We start from the raw sequence: 21,726 nt of genomic DNA, 5'->3' as shown, positions 1-21,726 counted from the left end.
ATTTAATTAGTATTTTATGAACTAAATAACTTATCCCAAAATGCTTGAATAAATGACCGCTCTTTGACAAATTCAGTTTCATCTACAACAGGGGATTTGCCAATCAAATTTAAATGGTGAATAGCATTGCGTAAATCGACATAACTTTGTTTTAAAGCGTCGCAGTCTGTTTGGCTAATAATTTTAGCCTCTGCCATATCATCGAAAATACGTACATTGTCTGACCATTTTGTCAGTTGTGGGTTTTGTGGGGCATTGGCAAGCATTAAATATTGAGCAATAAATTCAATATCAGTGATGCCACCGCGATCTGTTTTAAGATTAAATTCACCATCTTTTGAATGGGACAAATGAGTGAACATTTTTCCTCGCATCTCCGCAACATCTCGCTTTAATTGTTCAAGATCTCGTGATGCAGAAAGTACTTGTTGGCGGATATGCTCAAATTTAGCTTTAAGAGATGATTCGCCAAATACAGGGCGAGCACGCACAAGCGCTTGTTTTTCCCATGTCCAAGCTTCATTTAATTGATAATGGGCAAATGCAGAAAGAGAGCAGCCAATTAAGCCAGCATCGCCAGAAGGGCGTAGGCGCATATCTGCCTCATAAAGTACGCCAGCGGAAGTATTTATGCTGAAAATACTTACAATCTTTTGTGCCAAGCGTAGGTAAAATTGATTGCTATCAATCACTTTTTTGCCACCTGTTGTTTGATTTTCTACGGCATCGTACAAAAATACGAGGTCTAAATCGGATTTATAACCGAGTTCAATACCACCCAGTTTTCCATAACCAATCACTAAAAATCCTTTTTCATTATTTTGCAAATGTTCAGGCACGCCAAATCTAGACGAAACTTGTTTCCAAGCTAGATTCACAACGACTTCAATAATCGCTTCGGCAAGATAGGTTAAATGATCGCTTACCTTCATCACTGGTAATGCCCCCAAAATATCTGCTGCGGCCACTTTTAATAGGGTTGCTTGTTTAAATTGACGTAAAGCATCAATAAGCTGTTCTTCATCATCAGGAGGTAAACGAAGCAAATATTGGTGTAACTCCGCAGGATATTGGGTAAATGGCAACGGATGGGCTAGCGCTTCTGTATTAAGCAATTCATCTAATAAGATAGGATGGCGGGCCAGTTGCTCTGAAATAAGTTGAGACTGAGCACAAAGTTCAATAACTTGCTGAAGTGCGCGAGGATTTTCCAATAATAATTCTAAATAAGTCGTGCGACTCGAAATTTTTTCAATAATGTTCAGAATTCGGGGGAGCAAAGTGCGGTAATTTTCTTGTTGAAAAATGAGTGCAAATACTGTTGGCATTAAATGACTCAAAACATCACGCCCACGCGAACCAATCACTCTGTGATTTAGGCTGTCTTTGAATTGAGAAAGCTTTTCTAAAACTTCATCAATATTATTTTCTGATACACCACTCTCTAATAATGTTTGTTCAATATCCTCAAAGTCTGATTCTAAAAAATCTTGCCACTGGCTATCCGTTGGTGAAGGCTCATCTTGTTCATCACCGATTAATTGAGTAAATACCGCTCGCACTTTTTCTTGTTTTTGTTGCAAAGTGCGGTAAAAATCATCCCAATTTTCTATTGGATAATGTTTTTCAATGGTTTGATTATTTTCATTTAAACAGGTGAATGTTTTACATGCCTCGACTAAACGAATTTGATCTATTTCATCGGTTGGTAGTGTTTGAGTTTGTTGATCGTTAATGGCTTGTAGAATGTTTTCTACGCGGCGTAAAAAAATATAACTTTCACGTAAATCGTGGAATTGTTGCTCGGTAATTAATCCTAGTTTGGTAATTTCAGGTAAGATCTTTAAGAGTGAATGTTGTTGCAGATTGATTTCTCGTCCACCTCGAATGAGTTGAAAAACTTGCACGATAAATTCGACTTCACGAATACCACCAGCACCTAGTTTAATATTATCTTTCAAACCACGACGGCGTACTTCTCGCTCAATTTTGCCTTTCATTTCGCGTAAAGATTGAATCACACTAAAGTCAATATAGCGACGATACACAAAAGGGCGTAACATTTTTTTCAATTTTGAAACGTTGGGATCCTTTGTTTGTGCGCCCAATAGTCGTCCTTTGATCATTGCATAGCGTTCCCAATCTCGACCTTGATCTTGATAATATTGTTCCATTGCTGCAAAGCTGAGAACAAGCGCGCCGCTGTCACCAAATGGGCGCAAGCGCATATCGGTTCGATATACAAAACCATCAGAGGTAAATTCATCTAAGGCAGAAATAAGACGTTGCCCTAACCGTGTGAAAAATTTCGTATTATCCACAGAACGTCGAGCATTCGTATTCTCAATGGACGTTTCCCATTGTGATGGATAAGTAAAAATTAAATCAATATCTGAGGAAAAATTTAGTTCAAAGCCGCCTAATTTCCCCATTCCTAGGATATAAAGCTGCTGCGGATTGCCTTGTTCATCCATTGGCGTGCCCATCTCCATACAGGCTTGATGATAAAGCCAATCGCGGGCAGCGATAATTAAACTCTCTGCAAGTTGTGAAAGCTGAATAAAAATTTCCTCAACAGTCGCAAGATTCAAACTTTGACAAAAACTTAATTTTGCCATTTCAATGTTACGGAATTGGCGTAATGTTTGATAGAGTGAGGTTTCGTCATGAACATTGGCTAACTCTTTATTCAAACGTTCAATATAGGCAGAGCAATCTGCAAAACAGGGGGATTTTTCCCACCATTGTTTCACTAAGTGCGGGTATTTTTGCAAGACATTTTCTACAAAGTCAGACATTGCCATAGCATAGCCTAATTGATAAACAGGCAGTTCTGGATGATTTGAATTTTGTTGAATAGCTTCGTGAATTTTTTCTGGGGAAAGTTCTGGAAAAGATTGGCACAGAATTGTGCCAAGAGATTGCAATTTTTGTTCAATGAGGGCAGAAAGTGCGGTCATTTTTTCTAACCTTTTTGATAAGAATTTAAGTGACGTAATACGGTTTCTTTCGCTTGTTGAGGTTGCAAACTGTCAAGCCATTGTATTGGTGTTTTCCAACCGCGCAGCCAAGTGAGCTGGCGTTTAGCTAGCTGGCGAGTTGCACAAATACCACGGAAAATCATTTCTTCGTGATCGTAATCGCCTTGTAAATATTCCCACATTTGACGATAGCCTACACAGCGAATTGACGGTAGATTAATATTTAAATCACCACGCGCATAAAGTTTTTCTACCTCTTCTTGAAAGCCCAGTTCAATCATTTTATGAAAGCGTTGTTCAATGCGGTCATGCAAAATATGACGATCTTGCGGCGCGATTGCAAATTGTACAAAATCATAAGGCAAGGCTTCGCCTTTTTCTTCTGTAAGTTCAGTAAGTGATTTTCCCGTGATATAAAAAACCTCTAAAGCACGATTGATTCGTTGAGAATCACTCGGATTAATTCGGGCGGCAGAAATAGGATCGATTTTGGCGAGTTCTGCGTGTAATGTTGCCCAACCTTGTTGAGCTGCTTTTTGTTCAAGCTCGGCGCGAATATTTTCATCAGCAGAAGGCAAGGGAGAAAGCCCTTCAATTAATGCTTTGTAATACAACATCGTGCCGCCCACTAGTAACGGAATTTTGCCTTGTGCGGTAATATCTGCCATTTCTCGTAGCGCATCATCGCGGAAATTCATTGCGGAATAGCTTTCTGATGGATCTAAAATATCAATCAAACGGTGAGGGGCAAGAGCAAGTTCTTCTTTTGATGGTTTCGCTGTGCCAATATCCATTCCTTTATAAATGAGCGCTGAATCTACACTAATCACTTCGACTGGAAGTGAGCTTCGTAGTTGAATGGCTAAATCTGTTTTACCTGAGGCTGTTGGGCCCATTAAAAAAATTGCGGTTGGTTTCATGAAGAATCTAAATTTCGTCTAATAAAGGCTGCCAATTAACAGGTTTGAGTAATTGGGTGAATGCCGTGCGATTCGTTTGCGTCAGTAAACGTTCCGTCTCGCTCAATAAATTGAGTGCGTCCGCTAAAGCGTCAAAGGTTTTACATTCTAATTGTGAGCAAAGTGCGGTTAAAAATAGTGATGAATTTTCATCTCTAGTCAGTATTGCCATTACGCATTTTTGTAGATTTTGTGTACGCAATAAACTTGGCACTTTATTTAAGGTTAAGCGTAATTGTGCTTGATTTTCGATAAATTCAAAGCCAATTTTTTTGAAGTCGTCTGAGTATTGTTGCCATGTTTGAAATTGTGATTCAGTTAATCGGAACACGATGGGAATCAATAAAGGTTGTTGTTCAATGTGTATTTGTTGTAAAGCCAATTGCCATTGCAAGCGTTGTAATTTTTCCAATGAAAGCAAAAAGAAATTTTGGTTCTGTTGTAATAACAACGCGCGATTTTCAATAAGTGAAAGGGCGCGTAGATGTGATGGGCAGTCAATTATTTCAGTTGAGATGATTTTAGCTGTATCTGAAATATTTTGTTGTACTGTTTTTGATATATTCTTTTGCTCTGTAGGTGGTAATGTACGTAACAATTCACCATATAAACGTTGCTCGGTTTTACTCGGCGCATCAGAACGGTAATCTCGATAACCAGTACTTACATGATTTGGCAACACTGGTGTGTTAGAAAAGTGCGGTTGATTTTGCTGTGGTTTTTCATGATATTGTGGCGCAAAGATATTTTGCCCCGCAGCGGCACGATTAGGTCGAATTCTGTAATTTGGTTGGGGTTCACGCACCGTATTTTCTTCGTGATTTTCTACCGCACTTTGGTCTGTGTGCCAATTAAGCTGTTCTTGATTGTTTAGCGCATGGCTGATGCCTTCGTAAATAAAATCATGAATGAGGCGTTGTTGATGAAAGCGCACTTCATGTTTGGTCGGATGAACATTGACATCCACATCGTGTGGGTTTAAGTCAATAAACAACACAAACGCAGGATAAGCATCGGTTGGTAAATATTGTGCATAGGCTTGTCGAATAGCATGGCTGATCACTTTATCTCTCACCATTCGGCCATTAATGTAGCAATAACTTAAATCATTTTGAGTTCGGCTAAAATTTGGTGTAGCTACCCAGCCCGATAAGTGTAAATCATCGTGTTTCCAATCAATTCGTAAGGCATTTTTGACAAAATCATCCCCACAAATAGCGGCAACACGTTTTAGTTGCTGACTGAGCTCTTCAGCAGGACGATATTGACGGATAATTTTCCCATTATGAGTCAATGTAAATGCCGTATTGAATTTTGTTAAAGCAATGCGGCGAATGACTTCATCAATATGAGTAAATTCTGTTTTGTCTGTGCACAAAAATTTTCGACGAGCTGGCGTGTTGAAAAAAAGATTGGCAACTTCAACTGTTGTGCCGACAGGATGTGATGCAGGTTTGATTGTGGTTTCCATATCACGACCTTGCGCATAAACTTGCCACGCTTCAGTTTGCTCTGCTGTGCGAGAGGTGAGCGTTAAGCGCGATACCGAGCTGATACTTGCCAATGCTTCGCCTCTAAAACCCAAACTTAAAATGGCTTCTAGATCGTCAAGGTCAGCTATTTTACTCGTAGCATGTCGTGCCAAAGCAAGGCCTAATTCTTCTTTTGGAATGCCACAGCCGTTGTCACGAATGCGGATTAAATTTGCCCCACCATTTTCGATATCGATTTGGATTTTATTTGCACCTGCATCAAGGCTATTTTCCACTAATTCTTTCACCACAGACGCAGGGCGTTCTACTACTTCACCAGCAGCAATTTGGTTCGCAAGTTGTGGGGAAAGAATTTTAATTGGCATTTATTTTTCTCTTAATTTAATTTTTTGTCCGCTCAGGGCTTTACCATCTTTTAATTTTGGATTCAGCTTTAAAATTTGGTTGACTGAAATATTGTATTCTCGCGATACAGCATAGATTGTCTGATCTTTTTGAATGACATGGTAAAGCGGAATTTCTTTTTTTTCATCATCCGATTTTTTAGTGGATGAGGTTTCCTCTTTTTTCATTTTATTTGAGGATTTATTTTTATCCGTTTTATTTTCTGATTTTTCTATTTTTGGATTGTTGGTTTTTTCAGTCGTTTTCTCTGTCTTTTTCACCGCACTTTCTTTATTTTTTGATGAATTTGTTTTGTCATCTTGTGCTTTCTGAGTTTTTCCATTATCTGGAATTTTGATGGTTTCTCCAATCCAAAGCGCTTCGCGTTTTAATTTATTTAACGCCACAATGTCAGCCACTTTGACATCGTATTTATTCGCAAGGCTTCCTAAACTTTCCCCATTTTTGACTGTATGGCGAAGGCCGCTATCTTTTACACTGTTTTCATTGGCATTTTTATCGGAAGTGCGGTCATTTTTTTCAGTATTTTTTGTATCATTTTGTTTGCTATTCTGAACAATATCATCACTAATGAAAGATTTGGCTTTTCCGCCGCGGAAAACCACTAATCCCTCATAAATCATATAGGCGATACGACGGCGATAAGCTGGAGAGTTAAGTTTTTGTTCTTCGTCAGAATTTGATAGAAAACCTGTTTCCACTAATACGGAAGGAATATCGGGCGAACGTAAAACGCCAAGGCTTGCGTGTTGAGGAATGCTGCGGCTTAAGGTTGTCACTTTTGAAAAATGACTTAAGATATGTTTGCCAAGTTCATAACCAGTACGTTGGCTATGACCAAATTGTAAATCAAGCACAGTTTGATCAAGATATTTATCGTTATTGTGTGAAAGCACTTTTCCTGCGCCACCGAGTAGTTCAGAGCGTTTTTCATCGTCTTCTAACCATTGACCCATTTCATCATTGGCTCGACGGTTTGACAATACCCAGACTGATGCACCGCGACGTTCAGGTGATTCAGATGAGTCCGCATGAATGGAAATGAGATAATTCGCTTTAAATTTACGTGCGATTTCTGAACGCTCAGGCACGGAAATATAGTAATCGCCACTGCGTGTTAATACGCCGCGAAGATTTGGGTCTTTATCGAGTAAGGCTTTTAACTCTTTTGCAATCGAAAGTGTGACATTTTTTTCATAAATGCCCAAGTTTCGGCTGATTGCACCGGGATCTTTTCCCCCATGACCAGGGTCAATCGCAATCGTGATTGGGGCTGCAAAAAGAGAGAAGCTAAACGTTGAGAAAAAAAGAAAAAATAAAATTTTTGTTTTCATAAATAAATTAATTAGAGAATGCTTTTATAATATTTTTACCTAAGTTTGTTTGTGCGACTAATTCAATATTTCGTGCATCATCGTAATAATCAATATTTACTAAAATATCCGCTTCCGGCAATATGCCTTGGCCTTTTTCAGACCATTCAATTAAGCAGATGCTATCCGTATTAAAATAATCTCTAATGCCCATAAATTCGAGCTCTTCAGGATCTGCTAAACGATATAAATCAAAATGATAAATCATTTTGCCTGCAATATTGTATTCTTCAACCAACGTATAAGTTGGACTTTTTACATTACCCTGATGACCGATACCTTGCAACATTCCGCGTGTCAGCGTTGTTTTTCCTGCCCCAAGATCACCGTTAAGATAAACCATAATGGCTTTTTCTGTATGCAATTTTAAAAGAATTTCCGCGAATTTTTTGCCGAAGCAGAGCATAGAAAATTCATCAGGGATATATTGAGTCAAGCTTTCCATAACGGGTCATGAATGAAGAAAAATGTGGGCTGATTCTACCGCACTTTTGAGGTTCATAAAAGTGCGGTGAAATTTCTAGGGATTTAATTTTATCATTTCATGGTCATCAAATTGCTTGACCAAATCTACTAGTGGTTGAGTGTTAGGTAAGACCAAATCCGATGCGATTTCAAATAACGGCACAATGACAAACTCACGGTTATGCATATCATAATGGGGAATCGTTAGGCGTTCGTTTTGAATGATTTCGTTGCCGTAAAGCAAAATATCCAAATCTAATGTACGCTCACCCCAGCGACGTAAACGTACTCGACCTTGCTCATTTTCAATGCGTTGCAATTCATCCAATAGAGCAAGCGGGCTAAGCTTGGTTTCAATTTTTGTAACAGCATTCACATAATCGGGTTGATCTTGTGGGCCGAGCGGTTTGCTTTTATAAAAAGAGCTCGTCGTTACCAAATGAGTGTTTGGTAACTGACTTATCGCTTTAAGCGCAGCATGTAATTGTTCCACTGGTGTGTTTAAATTGCTACCAAGGGCAATATATGCAGTAATCATCTTTTCCCTTATTCTGCTGAGCGCGTGGTTTTACGACGGCGTGGACGATAGTATTTTTTCTTTGGTTTAGGATGTAAGCGTTGTTGCTCGTGTACTAACTGTTCACGCTGTTCACCATTGCTGAATTGATATTCGTGCCACCATTTGGCCAATTCAATCGTTTCGCCACCTTCAATTTCCGCACGCATAGCCAGTAAATCAAAGCCTGCACGGAATTTTGGATGTTCCATGGTGCGCATTGGTGCTGAGCCAGTACGTTTTAATAATTGTAGCTGTAAGAACCAAATATCACGAATGACCGCAGTATGACGACGTGGCGCAGCTAAAGCTCGGCAGAATAAGTCTAAAACTTCATTAGCCGCTAAAGCATAAGCATCATGATTATTTAAACCGCCTTCATTTTTCAAAATTTCCACTTTTTCGCGCAATGGATACCAGAAAAATGCTGCAAATAAAAATGCAGGATTAATACGAAGTTTATCCGCAACACGTTCATCCGTAGAAGTAAGCGCGGTTACGATCATGCGTTCTGCAAAGCTATCTTCTTTCTCTGTAAAATATGCGCTTAATGCAGGGAAAAGTTGTTCAAATAAACCATATTGACGTAATAAACGATAGGTTTTTACCCCTTGTCCCGCCTGCAATAATTTTAAACTTTCGTCAAATAAGCGAGCTGGCGGAATATTTTTTAATAAAGGTGCAAGTTCACGAATTGGTTGTTCGCTTGGTTTTTCAAGGAACATATCAAGTTTTGCCATGAAACGAATTGAGCGTAGCATGCGCACAGGATCTTCTTGATAACGCGTAACTGGATCGCCGATTAAGCGCAGTTTTCCCGCTTTGAGATCCTGAAGACCATCAAAATAATCACGTAAGGTATTGTCTTGAGGATTGTAATACAGCGCATTGACCGTAAAATCACGGCGTTCTGCATCTTGTTCGATCGTGCCGTAAACATTATCGCGCAGCAACATGCCTTCATTGCTCTGTTTCGCTTGATTTTCATTGCGAGCATCACTGTGATTTGCACGGAAAGTGGCGACTTCAATAATATCTCGACCAAACATAATATGTGCTAATCGGAAACGGCGACCCACTAAACGGCATTGGCGTTGAAAAATGTTTTGGATTTGCTCAGGACGGGCGTTTGTTGCAACATCAAAATCTTTTGGTTTTTTTCCGAGCAATAAATCGCGGATACATCCACCGACGATATAAGCCTCGAAACCTTGACGTTGCAGTTTTTCCACTACGGTGAGTGCATTACGGCTAAAATCACGCGGTGAAATATCAAATTGAGCCGCTTTAATCACATTTTTATCGTAGCGGTGTGTTTGTTCTGATTTTTTTGCCCGCGCTTTTGGCATTTGACTATTAGAACGCTCAACTCGTTTAGAATGAGCACTTGTTTTGGCAACCTCTTTTGATTTTTTTGTCTTTTTGCCAAACAAATTTTTGATATAAGTAAGAATAATTTACTCCGTTTTTTTAGTTGGAAATAAATGACTTAGTTCTTTTTCTGTAAAGAAAAAGGCAAGGGGATTTTTCCGCATTTTTAAATGCAAAAAAGTGCGGCTAATTTTAACCGCACTTTTGTATTTTTCAATAGAATGAATTAACCAGCGACTTGTTTTTCACGGATTTCAGCTAACGTTTTGCAATCAATGCAGAGATCTGCTGTTGGGCGTGCTTCTAAACGGCGAATGCCAATTTCTTCACCACAACAATCGCAGTAACCGAAATCATCTGTATCAAGTTTTTTTAAGGTTGCTTCAATTTTTTTCATTAGTTTACGTTCGCGATCGCGATTACGTAATTCTAGACTGAATTCCTCTTCCTGAGTTGCTCGGTCTGCAGGATCGGGGAAATTGGTTACTTCATCCTGCATATGTGCAACGGTGCGAGAAGCTTCTTCCACGATTTGTTCGTGCCAAGCATTAAGAATTTTTCTGAAATGAAGAATTTGCTCTTCATTCATATATTCTTCATCTTTTTTCATTTGATAAGGCTTAACGCCTGCTAAATCTAGCAAGCTCAATGATGCTCTTGACATCTCTCACTCCTAATACATACAGAATTTAAGCGTGAACTTCACGACTTCCTGTCTTGTTATTTTAGTTTGTTCCTGACAGCACTTTTAGGAACCCAATTTTTGCGGGCGGTATAAATATCAGAAGTTGTTTGTTTTAGCAAGTAAATTTTCCTGAGAAATTTATTTTTACGATATGGATCGCAAAATTTGAGGCAACCGTTTGCATATTTAAATAAAACTAGCCTAGGCTTAGAGAGACTGGAATTAATCTTTTATAAAAATGAAATTAAACTTAATAACTTTAGCTGTCTTGTTAATTGTTGCAGATTTAACGTTGTTATTTCTACCGCAGTCATGGCTACTGACTTGGCAAGTTGCTCTGGTTATTGCGCTTGCTTTGATTTTTCTTTTTATTTTTTTGCGTAGAAATTTCTTAGTTTTTCTTGCTTTTTTTGTTGTTTCTCTAGGGTATACACATCATTCCGCATTCAGCTTGTTACAACAGGCTCAAAGTATTACCGCTCAAAAGCAAGTGGTAACTTTTAAGATCCAAGAAATTTTGCACCAACAGGATTATCAAACTCTCATTGCTACAGCAAAATTTGCGGATAACTTGCGAGAGCAACGAGTTTTTTTAAATTGGAAAGCAAAAGAGGTGCCTCAATTATCGGAAATTTGGCAAGCGGAAATTTCCTTACGGCCACTTTCTGCGCGATTAAATTTTGGTGGATTTGATCGGCAACAATGGTATTTTTCCAAGGGGGTTACTGCTGTTGGAACCGTAAAAAGTGCGGTGAAAATTTCTGATATTTCATCATTGCGCGCAGAAAAATTGCAACAAGTAAAGAAGCAAACGGAAGGATTATCTCTACAAGGTTTATTGATCGCGTTAGCTTTTGGTGAACGGGCTTGGTTAGATAAAAACACCTGGTCAATTTACCAACAAACCAATACCGCACATCTTATTGCTATTTCAGGCTTACATATTGGGTTGGCTATGGGAATTGGATTTTACTTGGCGTGTGTTGTGCAAGTATTTTTACCCACCCGTTTTATTCATCCTTATTTTTCTTTAGTTTTTGGTGTTTTATTTGCTTTAATTTATGCGTATTTGGCTGGTTTTAGCGTACCAACTTTTCGTGCCATTTCAGCACTTGTTTTCGTTTTCTTCATTCAAATAATGAGGCGACATTATTCTCCTATTCAGCTTTTTATGCTGGTTGTTGGATTCTTGCTTTTATGTGATCCATTAATGCCGCTTTCGGTCAGTTTTTGGCTTTCTTGTGGAGCAGTTGGTTGTTTGATCGTCTGGTATCGCTATGTACCTTTTTCTCTTTTTCAATGGAAAAATCACACCTTTTCACCAAAAGCTCGGTGGATTTTGAGTTTATTTCATTTGCAATTTGGGTTATTGATCTTTTTTACGCCTTTGCAACTTTTTCTATTTAATGGCTTATCGCTGAGTGGTTTTTTAGCCAATCTTATTGCTGTACCACTTTATAGCTTTTTCCTTGTTCCCTTGATTTTATTTGCTGTTTTTACCAACGGCGCAGTTTTTTCTTGGCAACTTGCAAATAAGCTAGCCGAAGGAATTACTTGGTTAATTTCTGTTTTTCAAGGGAATTGGTTAAATGTTTCATTTAATTTAGCACTGGTTTTAACTGCATTTTGTGGCGGAATTTTTATGTTAATTATTTGGAGTATTTACCGAGAACCCGAGATTTCATCATCAACCAGGCAAATAAAACGAGCAAAATTTTTTACATTAAATCTTAGTAAACCTTTGCTAAAAGATGAGCGAATCAACGTTTTGCGATGTTCTTTCGGCATTATGTCGCTTTGTTTTATGATTTTGTTGTTTAAACAATTGAGCAAGCCAACTTGGCAGGTAGATACTTTAGATGTGGGGCAAGGCTTGGCAACATTGATTGTGAAAAATGGTAAAGGGATTCTCTATGATACAGGCCCAGCATGGCAAAGTGGAAATATGGCTGAATTAGAAATTTTGCCTTATTTGCAAAGAGAAGGGATTACTTTGGAAAAGTTGATTTTGAGCCACGATGATAACGATCATGCAGGTGGTGCTTCGGCAATTTTAAAGACGTATCCCAATGTGGAATTTATTACCCCTTCACAAAGAAATTATTGGGAAAATTACCGCACTTTTTGTACTGCTGGACGTGATTGGGATTGGCAAGAGCTACATTTTCAAATACTTTCGCCGCATTCTATTGTGGAGCGAGCAGATAATGCCCATTCTTGTGTGATTTTAGTCGATGATGGAAAGCATAGCGTTTTGCTAACTGGCGATGCTGAAGTAAAAAATGAGCAAATTTTTGCCCGCACTTTAGGAAAAATTGATATGTTACAAGTGGGGCATCATGGGAGTAAAACATCGACAAGTGAATACTTGCTTTCTCAGATTAGACCAGATGTGGCGATTATTTCTAGTGGACGTTGGAATCCGTGGAAATTCCCTCATTATTCGGTTATAGAAAGGCTTCAACGCTATAAAAGTGCGGTAGAAAATACCGCTATTTCAGGGCAAGTACGGGTAAATTTTTTTAAAGACCGATTAGAAATCCAACAAGCACGCACAGAATTTTCCCCTTGGTATGCGCGTGTAATTGGATTCTCGAGCGAATAAAAGGTACAATGCGCGCAATTTTTACCATTAGATAGTGATTATGCAAGAGCAAAAATTACAAGAAAATGATTTTTCAACCTTACAAACGTTTAAGCGTTTATGGCCAACAATTAAACCTTTTAAAGCAGGTTTAGTGGTAGCTGCTATCGCATTGGTGCTTAATGCTTTGGCAGATTCAGGCCTTATTTATTTATTAAAACCTTTGCTAGATGATGGATTCGGTAAGGCGGATCATTCATTTTTGAAAATGATGGCTGTGGTCGTCGTGGGAATGATTTTTTTGCGTGGGATCTCTAACTTTATTTCTAATTATTGTTTAGCATGGGTGTCAGGCAAAGTTGTGATGACAATGCGTCGCTGCTTGTTTAAACATTTGATGTTTATGCCTGTGAGTTTCTTTGACAGAAATTCAACGGGTAAATTACTTTCTCGTATCACTTATGATTCGGAGATGATTGCAAGTTCTTCTTCAGGATCTTTGATTACAATTGTGCGAGAAGGAGCATATATTATTTCGCTATTGGCCGTAATGTTTTACACAAGCTGGGAATTAACGCTTGTGTTATTTGTTATCGGGCCAATTATTGCGGTATTGATCACTATCGTTTCAAAAATTTTCCGTAAATTGAGTAAGAATTTACAAGATTCAATGGGGGAATTGACAGCGACGACCGAGCAAATGTTGAAAGGACATAAAGTCGTGCTTTCTTTTGGTGGTCAGCTTGTCGAGGAAGAACGTTTTAATAAAGTCAGTAACAATATGCGTCGTAAAGGTATGAAAATGGTCACCGCAGATTCCATTTCCGATCCTGTTGTGCAGATTATTGCTTCTCTTGCTTTGGCGGCAGTATTGTTTTTAGCGACTACTCCATTGATTGCGGAAGATAACCTAAGTGCGGGTTCTTTTACGGTGGTTTTCTCATCTATGTTGGCGATGATGCGTCCATTAAAATCTTTAACCAATGTAAACTCTCAATTCCAACGTGGAATGGCAGCCTGTCAAACTTTATTTGCCATTTTAGATTTAGAACCAGAAAAAGATAACGGTACTTATAAAGCAGAACCTGCGAAGGGTGCACTGGAATTTAAAAATGTGAGTTTTGCATATCCAGGAAAAGAGGAACTTGCATTAAATAATATTTCTTTTAGCGTGCCTGCAGGAAAAAACGTTGCTTTGGTTGGTCGTTCTGGATCGGGTAAATCAACTATTGCTAATTTAGTGACCCGTTTTTACGATATTGAGCAAGGTGAAATTTTACTGGATGGCGTAAATATCCAAGATTATCGTTTATCTAATTTACGCGAAAACTGCGCTGTGGTTTCTCAACAAGTCCATTTATTTAACGATACCATTGCGAATAATATTGCTTATGCAGCGCAGGATAAGTATTCTCGCGAAGAAATTATTGCAGCAGCAAAAGCGGCTTATGCTTTAGAGTTTATCGAAAAATTACCACAAGGTTTTGATACGGTCATTGGTGAAAACGGTGCTAGCTTATCCGGTGGGCAACGTCAACGTTTAGCGATTGCTCGTGCTTTATTGCGTAATTCTCCAGTATTAATTTTAGATGAAGCTACATCTGCACTAGATACAGAATCAGAACGAGCAATTCAATCTGCATTAGATGAATTGAAGAAAGATCGTACTGTTATCGTAATCGCTCATCGTTTATCAACCATTGAAAATGCGGATGAAATTCTTGTGATTGATCATGGTGAAATTCGTGAGCGTGGTAACCATAAGGCATTGCTTGAACAAAATGGTGCCTATAAACAATTACACAGTATGCAGTTTAGTGGCTAATTTATTGATTATCGAAAACGCGAGTTGAAAAACTCGCGTTATTTATCCGCACTTATTAGAAAGGATTTTCTATGCCCTTCTGGTATTCCAACTCCAAACTTATTTGGCTCTTATCGCCTTTTTCTTTATTGTTTTGGTTGATTAGCCAACTTCGTCGCGCCTTATTCTCTTTGGGGATAAAATCTTCTTATCGCGCACCAAAACCGGTGATAATTGTGGGAAATTTGTCTGTTGGTGGAAATGGCAAAACGCCTGTGGTTGTTTGGCTTGTGGAAGATTTAAAAAAACGAGGTTTGCGCGTAGGTGTGATTTCTCGTGGTTACGGCAGTAAATCTAAAACTTATCCGTTATTTGTCACTGAAAATACGAATCCAATTGAAGGTGGCGATGAGCCAGTATTGATCGCGAAACGAACCAATGCGCCAGTAGTGATTTCCCCGAATCGCCAGCAAGCGATTGAATTACTCTTAAGCCAAGCAGAGTGCGATATTATTATTTCTGATGATGGTTTACAGCATTATAAATTACAGCGTGATTTAGAAATTGTCGTAATGGACGCTGAGCGTGCATTAGGAAATGGTTTTGTATTGCCTGTAGGCCCATTGCGTGAATTACCAAGTCGATTAAAATCCGTAGATTTTGTGATCACTAATGGTGGACAAAATCAGTATTCAGATGCGGTTATGCGTCTTGTGCCTCATTTCGCGATTAATTTAAAAACCAATGAAAAACGCCAATTAAAGGAATTTCAATCAGGTTTTGCCATTGCAGGGATTGGCAATCCACAGCGTTTTTTTACTATGTTAGAAAAGTTAGGGATTCAATTACAGAAAACTCAAGCATTTCAAGATCATCAACATTTTGAAGCGTCTCAATTAGAAAAAATTGCTGAAAATCAACCGCTCTTTATGACGGAAAAAGATGCCGTAAAATGCCAATCTTTTGCCAAAGATAATTGGTGGTATGTCCCTGTGGATGCGGAGATTATTGAGGCTGAAAAACAAAGTGAAAATTTACCGCTCTTTTGGGACAAAATAGACAAACTTGTGGCGCAATATAGAAATGGCTGAAAGAATTAATCTCCAGTTGTTTTGATTACTTGCCGATAAAGCTGAAATATTAAAGAATAAGGAATAAATTATGTCATTTACTGTGATTATCCCCGCTCGTTTTGCATCAAGTCGTTTGCCTGGAAAACCTCTTGCTGATATTGCGGGTAAGCCAATGATTCAACATGTATTTGAGAAAGCGTTGCAGTCTGGGGCGAGCCGAGTGATTATTGCCACCGATAATGAAAATGTGGCTGATGTTGCCAAAAGTTTTGGTGCGGAAGTGTGTATGACTTCGGTTAATCATAATTCTGGTACAGAACGTTTAGCGGAAGTTGTAGAAAAATTAGCGATTCCTGACAATGAAATCATTGTCAATATTCAAGGGGATGAGCCTTTGATTCCTCCCGTTATCGTGCGACAAGTGGCAGATAATTTAGCAAAATTTAACGTGAACATGGCAAGCCTTGCGGTAAAAATTCATGATGCTGAGGAATTATTCAATCCAAATGCAGTGAAAGTGTTAACAGATAAAGAGGGCTATGTACTGTATTTTTCTCGTTCGGTTATTCCTTACGATCGTGATCAGTTTATGAATTTACAGGATGTTCAGAAAGTACAGCTTGCGGATGCTTACTTACGTCATATTGGTATTTACGCGTATCGTGCGGGTTTCATAAAACAATATGTGCAATGGGCACCGACTCAACTTGAAAATCTAGAAAAACTTGAGCAGCTTCGTGTGTTATATAACGGCGAACGCATTCATGTGGAACTTGCGAAAGAAGTGCCAGCAGTGGGGGTGGATACCGCTGAAGATTTGGAAAAAGTGCGGGCAATTTTAGCGGCGAATTAAAATGTTTGATGCTAAAAAGTTCTTAGCGGATGTCTCTCACGAACCAGGTGTTTATCGTATGTATGACGATAAAGATCAGGTTATTTATGTTGGGAAAGCAAAGGATCTAAAAAAACGTCTTTCAAGCTATTTTCGTAAAAATCTGAGCAGTAAAAAAACAGAGGCGTTGGTGGCATCAATTCATCATATTGACACCACGCTAACTTCATCTGAAACGGAAGCTTTACTGCTAGAGCATAATTTTATCAAGCTTTATCAACCTCGTTATAATGTGTTATTGCGAGATGATAAATCCTATCCATTTATTTTATTAACCAAAGAACGTCATCCAAGAATCACTTCCTATCGTGGGTCTAAAAAATTTGCGGGTGAATATTTCGGGCCTTATCCTCACGCCGGAGCCGTGCGTGAAACGTTATCGCTTTTGCAAAAACTTTTCCCTGTTCGTCAATGTGAAAATTCCGTTTATTCCAACCGCTCTCGTCCTTGTTTGCAATATCAAATTGGGCGTTGTTCCGCACCTTGTGTACAGGGATATGTTTCTGATGAAGAATATAATCAGCAAGTTGAATTAGCGCGCTTATTTTTACAAGGCAAAGATCAACAGGTGTTAGATTATTTAATCGGTAAAATGGAGCAGGCAAGCAGAAATTTAGATTTTGAACAGGCTGCTCGTTATCGCGATCAAATTCAGGCGGTGCGTTCGGTTATTGAAAAACAATTTGTATCCAATGAGCGTTTAGATGATATGGATATTATGTCCATCGCTTACCAACACGGTTTAGCCTGTGTACAAGTGATGTTTATTCGTCAAGGAAAAGTGCTCGGCAATCGCAGTTACTTCCCAAAAGTACCCGCCAATACGGATTTATCAGAACTTACCGAAACTTTTGTGGGGCAATTTTATTTACAAGGTCATCAAGGACGAAGTATCCCGAATAGCATTATTGTCGATCGTCAATTAGCTGAAAAATCAGAGCTTGAGCAACTTCTTACTGATCAAGCGGGCAGAAAAGTGACGATTCAAGAAAGCGTAAAAGGCGATAAGAGTAAATATTTACAGCTCGCACAAGTTAATGCCAAAGCGGCTTTAAATGTACAACTTAAACAATCTTCACGAATGTCAGAGCGTTATCAAGCGTTGTGTGATCTGTTAAATCTTCCTGAAATTAAGCGTATGGAATGTTTCGATATAAGCCACACGATGGGAAATCAAACGGTGGCATCTTGTGTTGTCTTTAATCAAGAAGGTCCAATGAAATCTGATTATCGTCGTTTTAATATTGAAGGGATTACTGGCGGGGATGATTATGCTGCGATGGAACAAGCGTTGCAGAAACGTTATGAGCGTGATTTAGAAGAAGATAAAATTCCCGATATTATTTTTATTGATGGTGGAAAAGGGCAATTAAATCGTGCATTGAATGTATTCCAACATCTTCAAGTAAAATGGGATAAAAATAGACCGCACTTAATTGGCGTGGCAAAAGGTGTGGATCGTCGAGCAGGGCAGGAAGTACTGATCATCAGCAAACAAGACCGCGAAATTCATTTACCTGATGATAGTTTGGCATTGCATTTGATTCAACACATCCGTGATGAAAGCCATAATCACGCAATAAGCGGGCACCGTAAAAAACGTCAAAAAGCCTTTACACAAAGTGGTTTAGAAACCATTGAAGGTGTGGGCGCTAAACGTCGTCAGGCTTTACTGAAATATCTTGGTGGTTTACAAGGTGTGAAAAAGGCGACCTTAGATGAAATAGCCTCTGTACCTGGGATTTCCCTTAAACTTGCCGAAACGATTTTTGAAACGCTCAGAAACGATTAATCAATTATCTCTTAAATGTAAATAACGATTGCTTTTCATCATAAAGCCATTATGATCCGCACTTTCGGATTTATTTAACTTTATTATAGGAAAAATTATGTTTGAATGGATTACTGATCCTGAAGCGTGGATATCACTTGCGACACTTGCTGCTTTGGAGATCGTTTTAGGGGTCGATAATATTATTTTTATTAGTATCCTAGTTGGGCGTTTACCTGAAAGCCAACGCCAGTCTGGTCGTATTGTTGGACTTGGTTTAGCAATGCTGACAAGAATTTTACTTTTAATGTCACTTGCTTGGATGATGAAGCTTACCGCACCGTTATTTACTGTGTTTAATCAAGAAATTTCTGGGCGTGATTTGATTTTATTAATCGGTGGTTTATTCCTGATTGTAAAAAGTTTAGGCGAAATTAAAGAAGCAATCAATCATCAAGAACACCATGAATCTGAAAGCAAAAACAAAGTGAGTTATCTTGGTGTATTAATTCAAATTGCAGTGCTAGATATTGTGTTTTCTTTAGATTCCGTGATTACTGCAGTAGGTATGGCAAGCCACCTTCCTGTTATGATTTTGGCGATTATTATTGCCGTTGGCGTGATGATGTTTGCAGCAAACCCAATCGGCGATTTCGTAGATACGCATCCAACCTTGAAAATTCTAGCTTTAGCCTTCTTGGTTTTAGTGGGAATTAGTTTAATTGCAGAAAGTTTAGATATTCACATCCCGAAAGGTTACATCTATTTTGCAATGGGATTCTCTGTTGTGGTCGAAATGATCAATATTCGAATGAGAAAACGGATTAAATAGAAGATTAAAAATAATTTAAGGGCTGAGTTCTGTGATTTGAGGAACTTGGCCCTTTTAGTTTATTTAGTTAATCTTTATATAACTAAATTATCTATTCAGTTCCATTTCAACATAAATGGGACTCTTTTAGTATGGTATTATTTCAATAAAAGTTTTTATTTGAAAGGGGACATAATGAAATTACAACGATGGGTTAAACAATATCAACTAGGTTTACTTTTTCAGCAGGGTCAATTTGGTTTAGAAAAGGAAAGTCAACGTATTGACGATAAGGGGAATATTGTGACGACCCCCCATCCACGAGTATTTGGTAACCGTTCTTATCATCCCTATATTCAAACAGATTTTGCCGAGAGTCAGCTTGAGTTGATTACGCCACCAAATGCTAAACTGGAAGATAGCCTACGTTGGCTTTCTGCAATTCATGAGGTGGTGCTGCGTTCTTTACCTGAAAATGAATATATTTTCCCATTTAGTATGCCTGCGGGATTACCACCAGAAAATGAGATTCAAGAGGCGCAGCTTGATAAACAGGAAGATGTGGAATATCGAGAGCATCTGTCTAAACAATATGGCAAATACAAGCAAATGGTAAGTGGAATTCATTACAATTTCCAGTTGTCACCTGAATTTGTGAAAGCTGTATTCCTGTTGCAAGATGAATATGTTCATCTTAAAGATTTTCAGAATGCTTTATATATGAAATTGGCTAATAATTTTCTACGCTATCAGTGGATCTTAGTTTATTTACTTGCAGCAAGTCCTATAGTGGAAGCAAATTATTTTTCTCGAAATGGCGTACTGAATTTTCCTTTGAAAGAGGGGCAGTTAGTACGTAGTTTACGTTCTAGTCCCTATGGTTACGTTAATTCATCTAATGTTGTGGTGAATCATGATAACCTTGAAAATTATGTAGAAACATTAGAGTTTCAAGTTAAATCTGGTCATTTGATTGCAGAAAAAGAATTTTATTCTAATGTTCGTTTACGAGGTTCGAAAAAAGCTCGTGAATTGCTAGAAAAAGGCGTTCAGTATGCAGAATTTCGTTTGTTTGATTTGAATCCACTTGAACCATATGGTATCAGTCTAGATGATGCAAAATTTATTCATACTTTCTTATTAGGAATGTTATGGCTTGATGAGACAAGTGGTCAAAAAGAAGTAGAGCTTGGTAAACAAAGATTATATCAAGTATCCCTTGAAGATCCTCGTGAGCAAACAGCATTTCGAGAAGAGGGGGAAGCAATATTGCGCCAAATTATTGATATGTTGAAAATTATCAATGCAGATGAAAGATCGGTTAAAATTTCGGAAGAAAAATTGGTGCAATTGGCAGAGCCAAGTCTAACAGTAAATGGAAAATTGCTTGAAGCGATTGAGCAGGAGGGAAGTTATAAAGCCTTGGGGATAAAACTTGCGAAGCTATATAAATCTCAAGCTTTTAAACGTTTTTATGCTTTATCTGCATTTGATAATATGGAGCTTTCCACTCAAGCTTTACTATTTGATTTGATTCAAAAAGGTGTTACAACTGAAATTCTAGATGAGAATGATCAATTTCTTGCACTTAAATTTGGTGAACACTTTGAATATGTTAAAAACGGTAATATGACTAGCCATGATCAATATATCTCTCCATTGATTATGGAAAATAAAGTAGTGACGAAGAAAGTATTATCAAAGGCTGGTTTTAATGTACCAAAAAGCTTGGAATTTACATCGATTGAACAAGCTGTTGCACATTATGCTTTATTTGAAGGGCGCGCTGTCGTTATTAAGCCAAAATCCACAAATTATGGTTTAGGTATCACAATTTTCAAACAGGGTGTGGCACATAGAGATGATTTTGTCAAAGCGATTGAGATTGCTTTTCGCGAAGATAAAGAAGTGATGGTTGAAGATTATTTAGTTGGTACAGAATATCGCTTCTTTGTTTTGGGGGATGAAACGCTTGCAGTGTTGTTGCGTGTACCTGCAAATGTTATTGGTGATGGAAAGAACACGGTGCGTGAATTGGTCGAGATAAAAAATGCAGATCCTTTACGGGGAGATGGTTCTCGTTCACCTCTCAAAAAGATCGCTTTAGGTGACATAGAATTATTACAGTTAAAAGAACAAGGATTAACACCTGATAGTGTACCTCAGGATGGTCAAATTGTGCAGTTACGTGCTAATTCTAATATCAGTACAGGTGGTGATTCTATTGATATGACTGATAAAATGCATGAGAGTTATAAACAGATTGCTGTAGGGGTTGCTCGTGCGATGGGGGCTAAAGTTTGCGGGGTTGATTTAATTATTCCTGATTTAACAAAACAAGCTGAACCATCCTTAAATTCCTGGGGAGTAATTGAAGCTAATTTTAATCCAATGATGATGATGCATATTTTCCCTTATCAAGGTAAATCAAGAAGATTGACTAAGAACGTCATTAAAATGTTGTTTCCAAATATAGAAATGTAGTATCAACTTAAGTTAAGAG

15 protein-coding genes are annotated in these 21,726 nt (G+C 38.3%); 7 read left to right on the top strand and 8 right to left on the bottom strand.

Annotated elements, in window-relative coordinates:
* Positions 1 to 14 precede the first annotated feature (14 nt).
* The 8 genes from glnE to dksA form a co-directional block, all read right to left on the bottom strand.
* Entirely contained in the window at positions 15 to 2,960 is a 2,946-nt protein-coding gene (gene glnE, locus AC6H22_RS04850) for a bifunctional [glutamate--ammonia ligase]-adenylyl-L-tyrosine phosphorylase/[glutamate--ammonia-ligase] adenylyltransferase (protein ID WP_118817064.1), read from the bottom strand.
* A gap of 5 nt (positions 2,961 to 2,965) precedes the next feature.
* A complete protein-coding gene (gene miaA / locus AC6H22_RS04845) occupies positions 2,966 to 3,901 on the bottom strand; it encodes a tRNA (adenosine(37)-N6)-dimethylallyltransferase MiaA (protein WP_005627905.1) in 936 nt (311 codons plus the stop codon).
* A 7-nt stretch (positions 3,902 to 3,908) separates the two neighbouring features.
* Positions 3,909 to 5,798: a DNA mismatch repair endonuclease MutL gene (gene mutL, locus AC6H22_RS04840; RefSeq protein ID WP_497515449.1), complete on the bottom strand. Its 1,890-nt coding sequence runs from the start codon at positions 5,796 to 5,798 to the stop codon at positions 3,909 to 3,911.
* Complete coding sequence (locus AC6H22_RS04835) at positions 5,799 to 7,172, bottom strand: N-acetylmuramoyl-L-alanine amidase (protein WP_118817062.1); 1,374 nt, start codon at positions 7,170 to 7,172, stop codon at positions 5,799 to 5,801. It abuts the gene before it with no gap.
* Positions 7,173 to 7,179: 7 nt separating this feature from the next.
* A complete protein-coding gene (tsaE, locus tag AC6H22_RS04830; RefSeq protein ID WP_118817061.1) occupies positions 7,180 to 7,656 on the bottom strand; it encodes a tRNA (adenosine(37)-N6)-threonylcarbamoyltransferase complex ATPase subunit type 1 TsaE in 477 nt (158 codons plus the stop codon).
* A 75-nt stretch (positions 7,657 to 7,731) separates the two neighbouring features.
* Positions 7,732 to 8,214 (bottom strand): 2-amino-4-hydroxy-6-hydroxymethyldihydropteridine diphosphokinase, encoded by a 483-nt coding sequence (gene folK / locus AC6H22_RS04825; RefSeq protein ID WP_118817060.1) that lies wholly within the window; start codon positions 8,212 to 8,214, stop codon positions 7,732 to 7,734.
* Positions 8,215 to 8,222: 8 nt separating this feature from the next.
* The gene (pcnB, locus tag AC6H22_RS04820) at positions 8,223 to 9,665 is read right to left on the bottom strand and encodes a polynucleotide adenylyltransferase PcnB (RefSeq protein ID WP_420897177.1); all 1,443 of its coding nucleotides are present in this window, start codon (positions 9,663 to 9,665) and stop codon (positions 8,223 to 8,225) included.
* 164 nt (positions 9,666 to 9,829) lie between these two features.
* Positions 9,830 to 10,267 (bottom strand): RNA polymerase-binding protein DksA, encoded by a 438-nt coding sequence (gene dksA, locus AC6H22_RS04815; RefSeq protein ID WP_005630220.1) that lies wholly within the window; start codon positions 10,265 to 10,267, stop codon positions 9,830 to 9,832.
* A gap of 259 nt (positions 10,268 to 10,526) precedes the next feature.
* Here dksA and AC6H22_RS04810 point away from each other — a divergent pair, with 259 nt between their 5' ends.
* From AC6H22_RS04810 to gshAB, 7 genes are all read left to right on the top strand, one after another.
* A complete protein-coding gene (locus tag AC6H22_RS04810; RefSeq protein WP_118817059.1) occupies positions 10,527 to 12,893 on the top strand; it encodes a DNA internalization-related competence protein ComEC/Rec2 in 2,367 nt (788 codons plus the stop codon).
* Between the two features lie 40 nt (positions 12,894 to 12,933).
* A complete protein-coding gene (gene msbA, locus AC6H22_RS04805) occupies positions 12,934 to 14,697 on the top strand; it encodes a lipid A ABC transporter ATP-binding protein/permease MsbA (RefSeq protein WP_005627993.1) in 1,764 nt (587 codons plus the stop codon).
* A gap of 71 nt (positions 14,698 to 14,768) precedes the next feature.
* Positions 14,769 to 15,767, top strand: coding sequence for a tetraacyldisaccharide 4'-kinase (gene lpxK / locus AC6H22_RS04800; protein WP_497515448.1), 999 nt, complete (start codon positions 14,769 to 14,771; stop codon positions 15,765 to 15,767).
* A gap of 70 nt (positions 15,768 to 15,837) precedes the next feature.
* The gene (gene kdsB, locus AC6H22_RS04795; protein WP_005643449.1) at positions 15,838 to 16,602 is read left to right on the top strand and encodes a 3-deoxy-manno-octulosonate cytidylyltransferase; all 765 of its coding nucleotides are present in this window, start codon (positions 15,838 to 15,840) and stop codon (positions 16,600 to 16,602) included.
* A gap of 1 nt (position 16,603) precedes the next feature.
* Complete coding sequence (uvrC, locus tag AC6H22_RS04790; protein ID WP_046953435.1) at positions 16,604 to 18,433, top strand: excinuclease ABC subunit UvrC; 1,830 nt, start codon at positions 16,604 to 16,606, stop codon at positions 18,431 to 18,433.
* 97 nt (positions 18,434 to 18,530) lie between these two features.
* Complete coding sequence (locus AC6H22_RS04785) at positions 18,531 to 19,244, top strand: TerC family protein (protein WP_497515447.1); 714 nt, start codon at positions 18,531 to 18,533, stop codon at positions 19,242 to 19,244.
* A gap of 174 nt (positions 19,245 to 19,418) precedes the next feature.
* Positions 19,419 to 21,707 carry a bifunctional glutamate--cysteine ligase GshA/glutathione synthetase GshB gene (gene gshAB, locus AC6H22_RS04780; protein ID WP_497512951.1) on the top strand — a complete coding sequence of 763 codons (2,289 nt, stop codon included), beginning with the start codon at positions 19,419 to 19,421 and terminating at the stop codon, positions 21,705 to 21,707.
* The last annotated feature ends 19 nt before the right edge of the window (positions 21,708 to 21,726 follow it).

This window comes from Haemophilus sp. THUN1690 (assembly GCF_059704375.1).
This window is presented reverse-complemented; position numbering and strand designations above follow the sequence as displayed.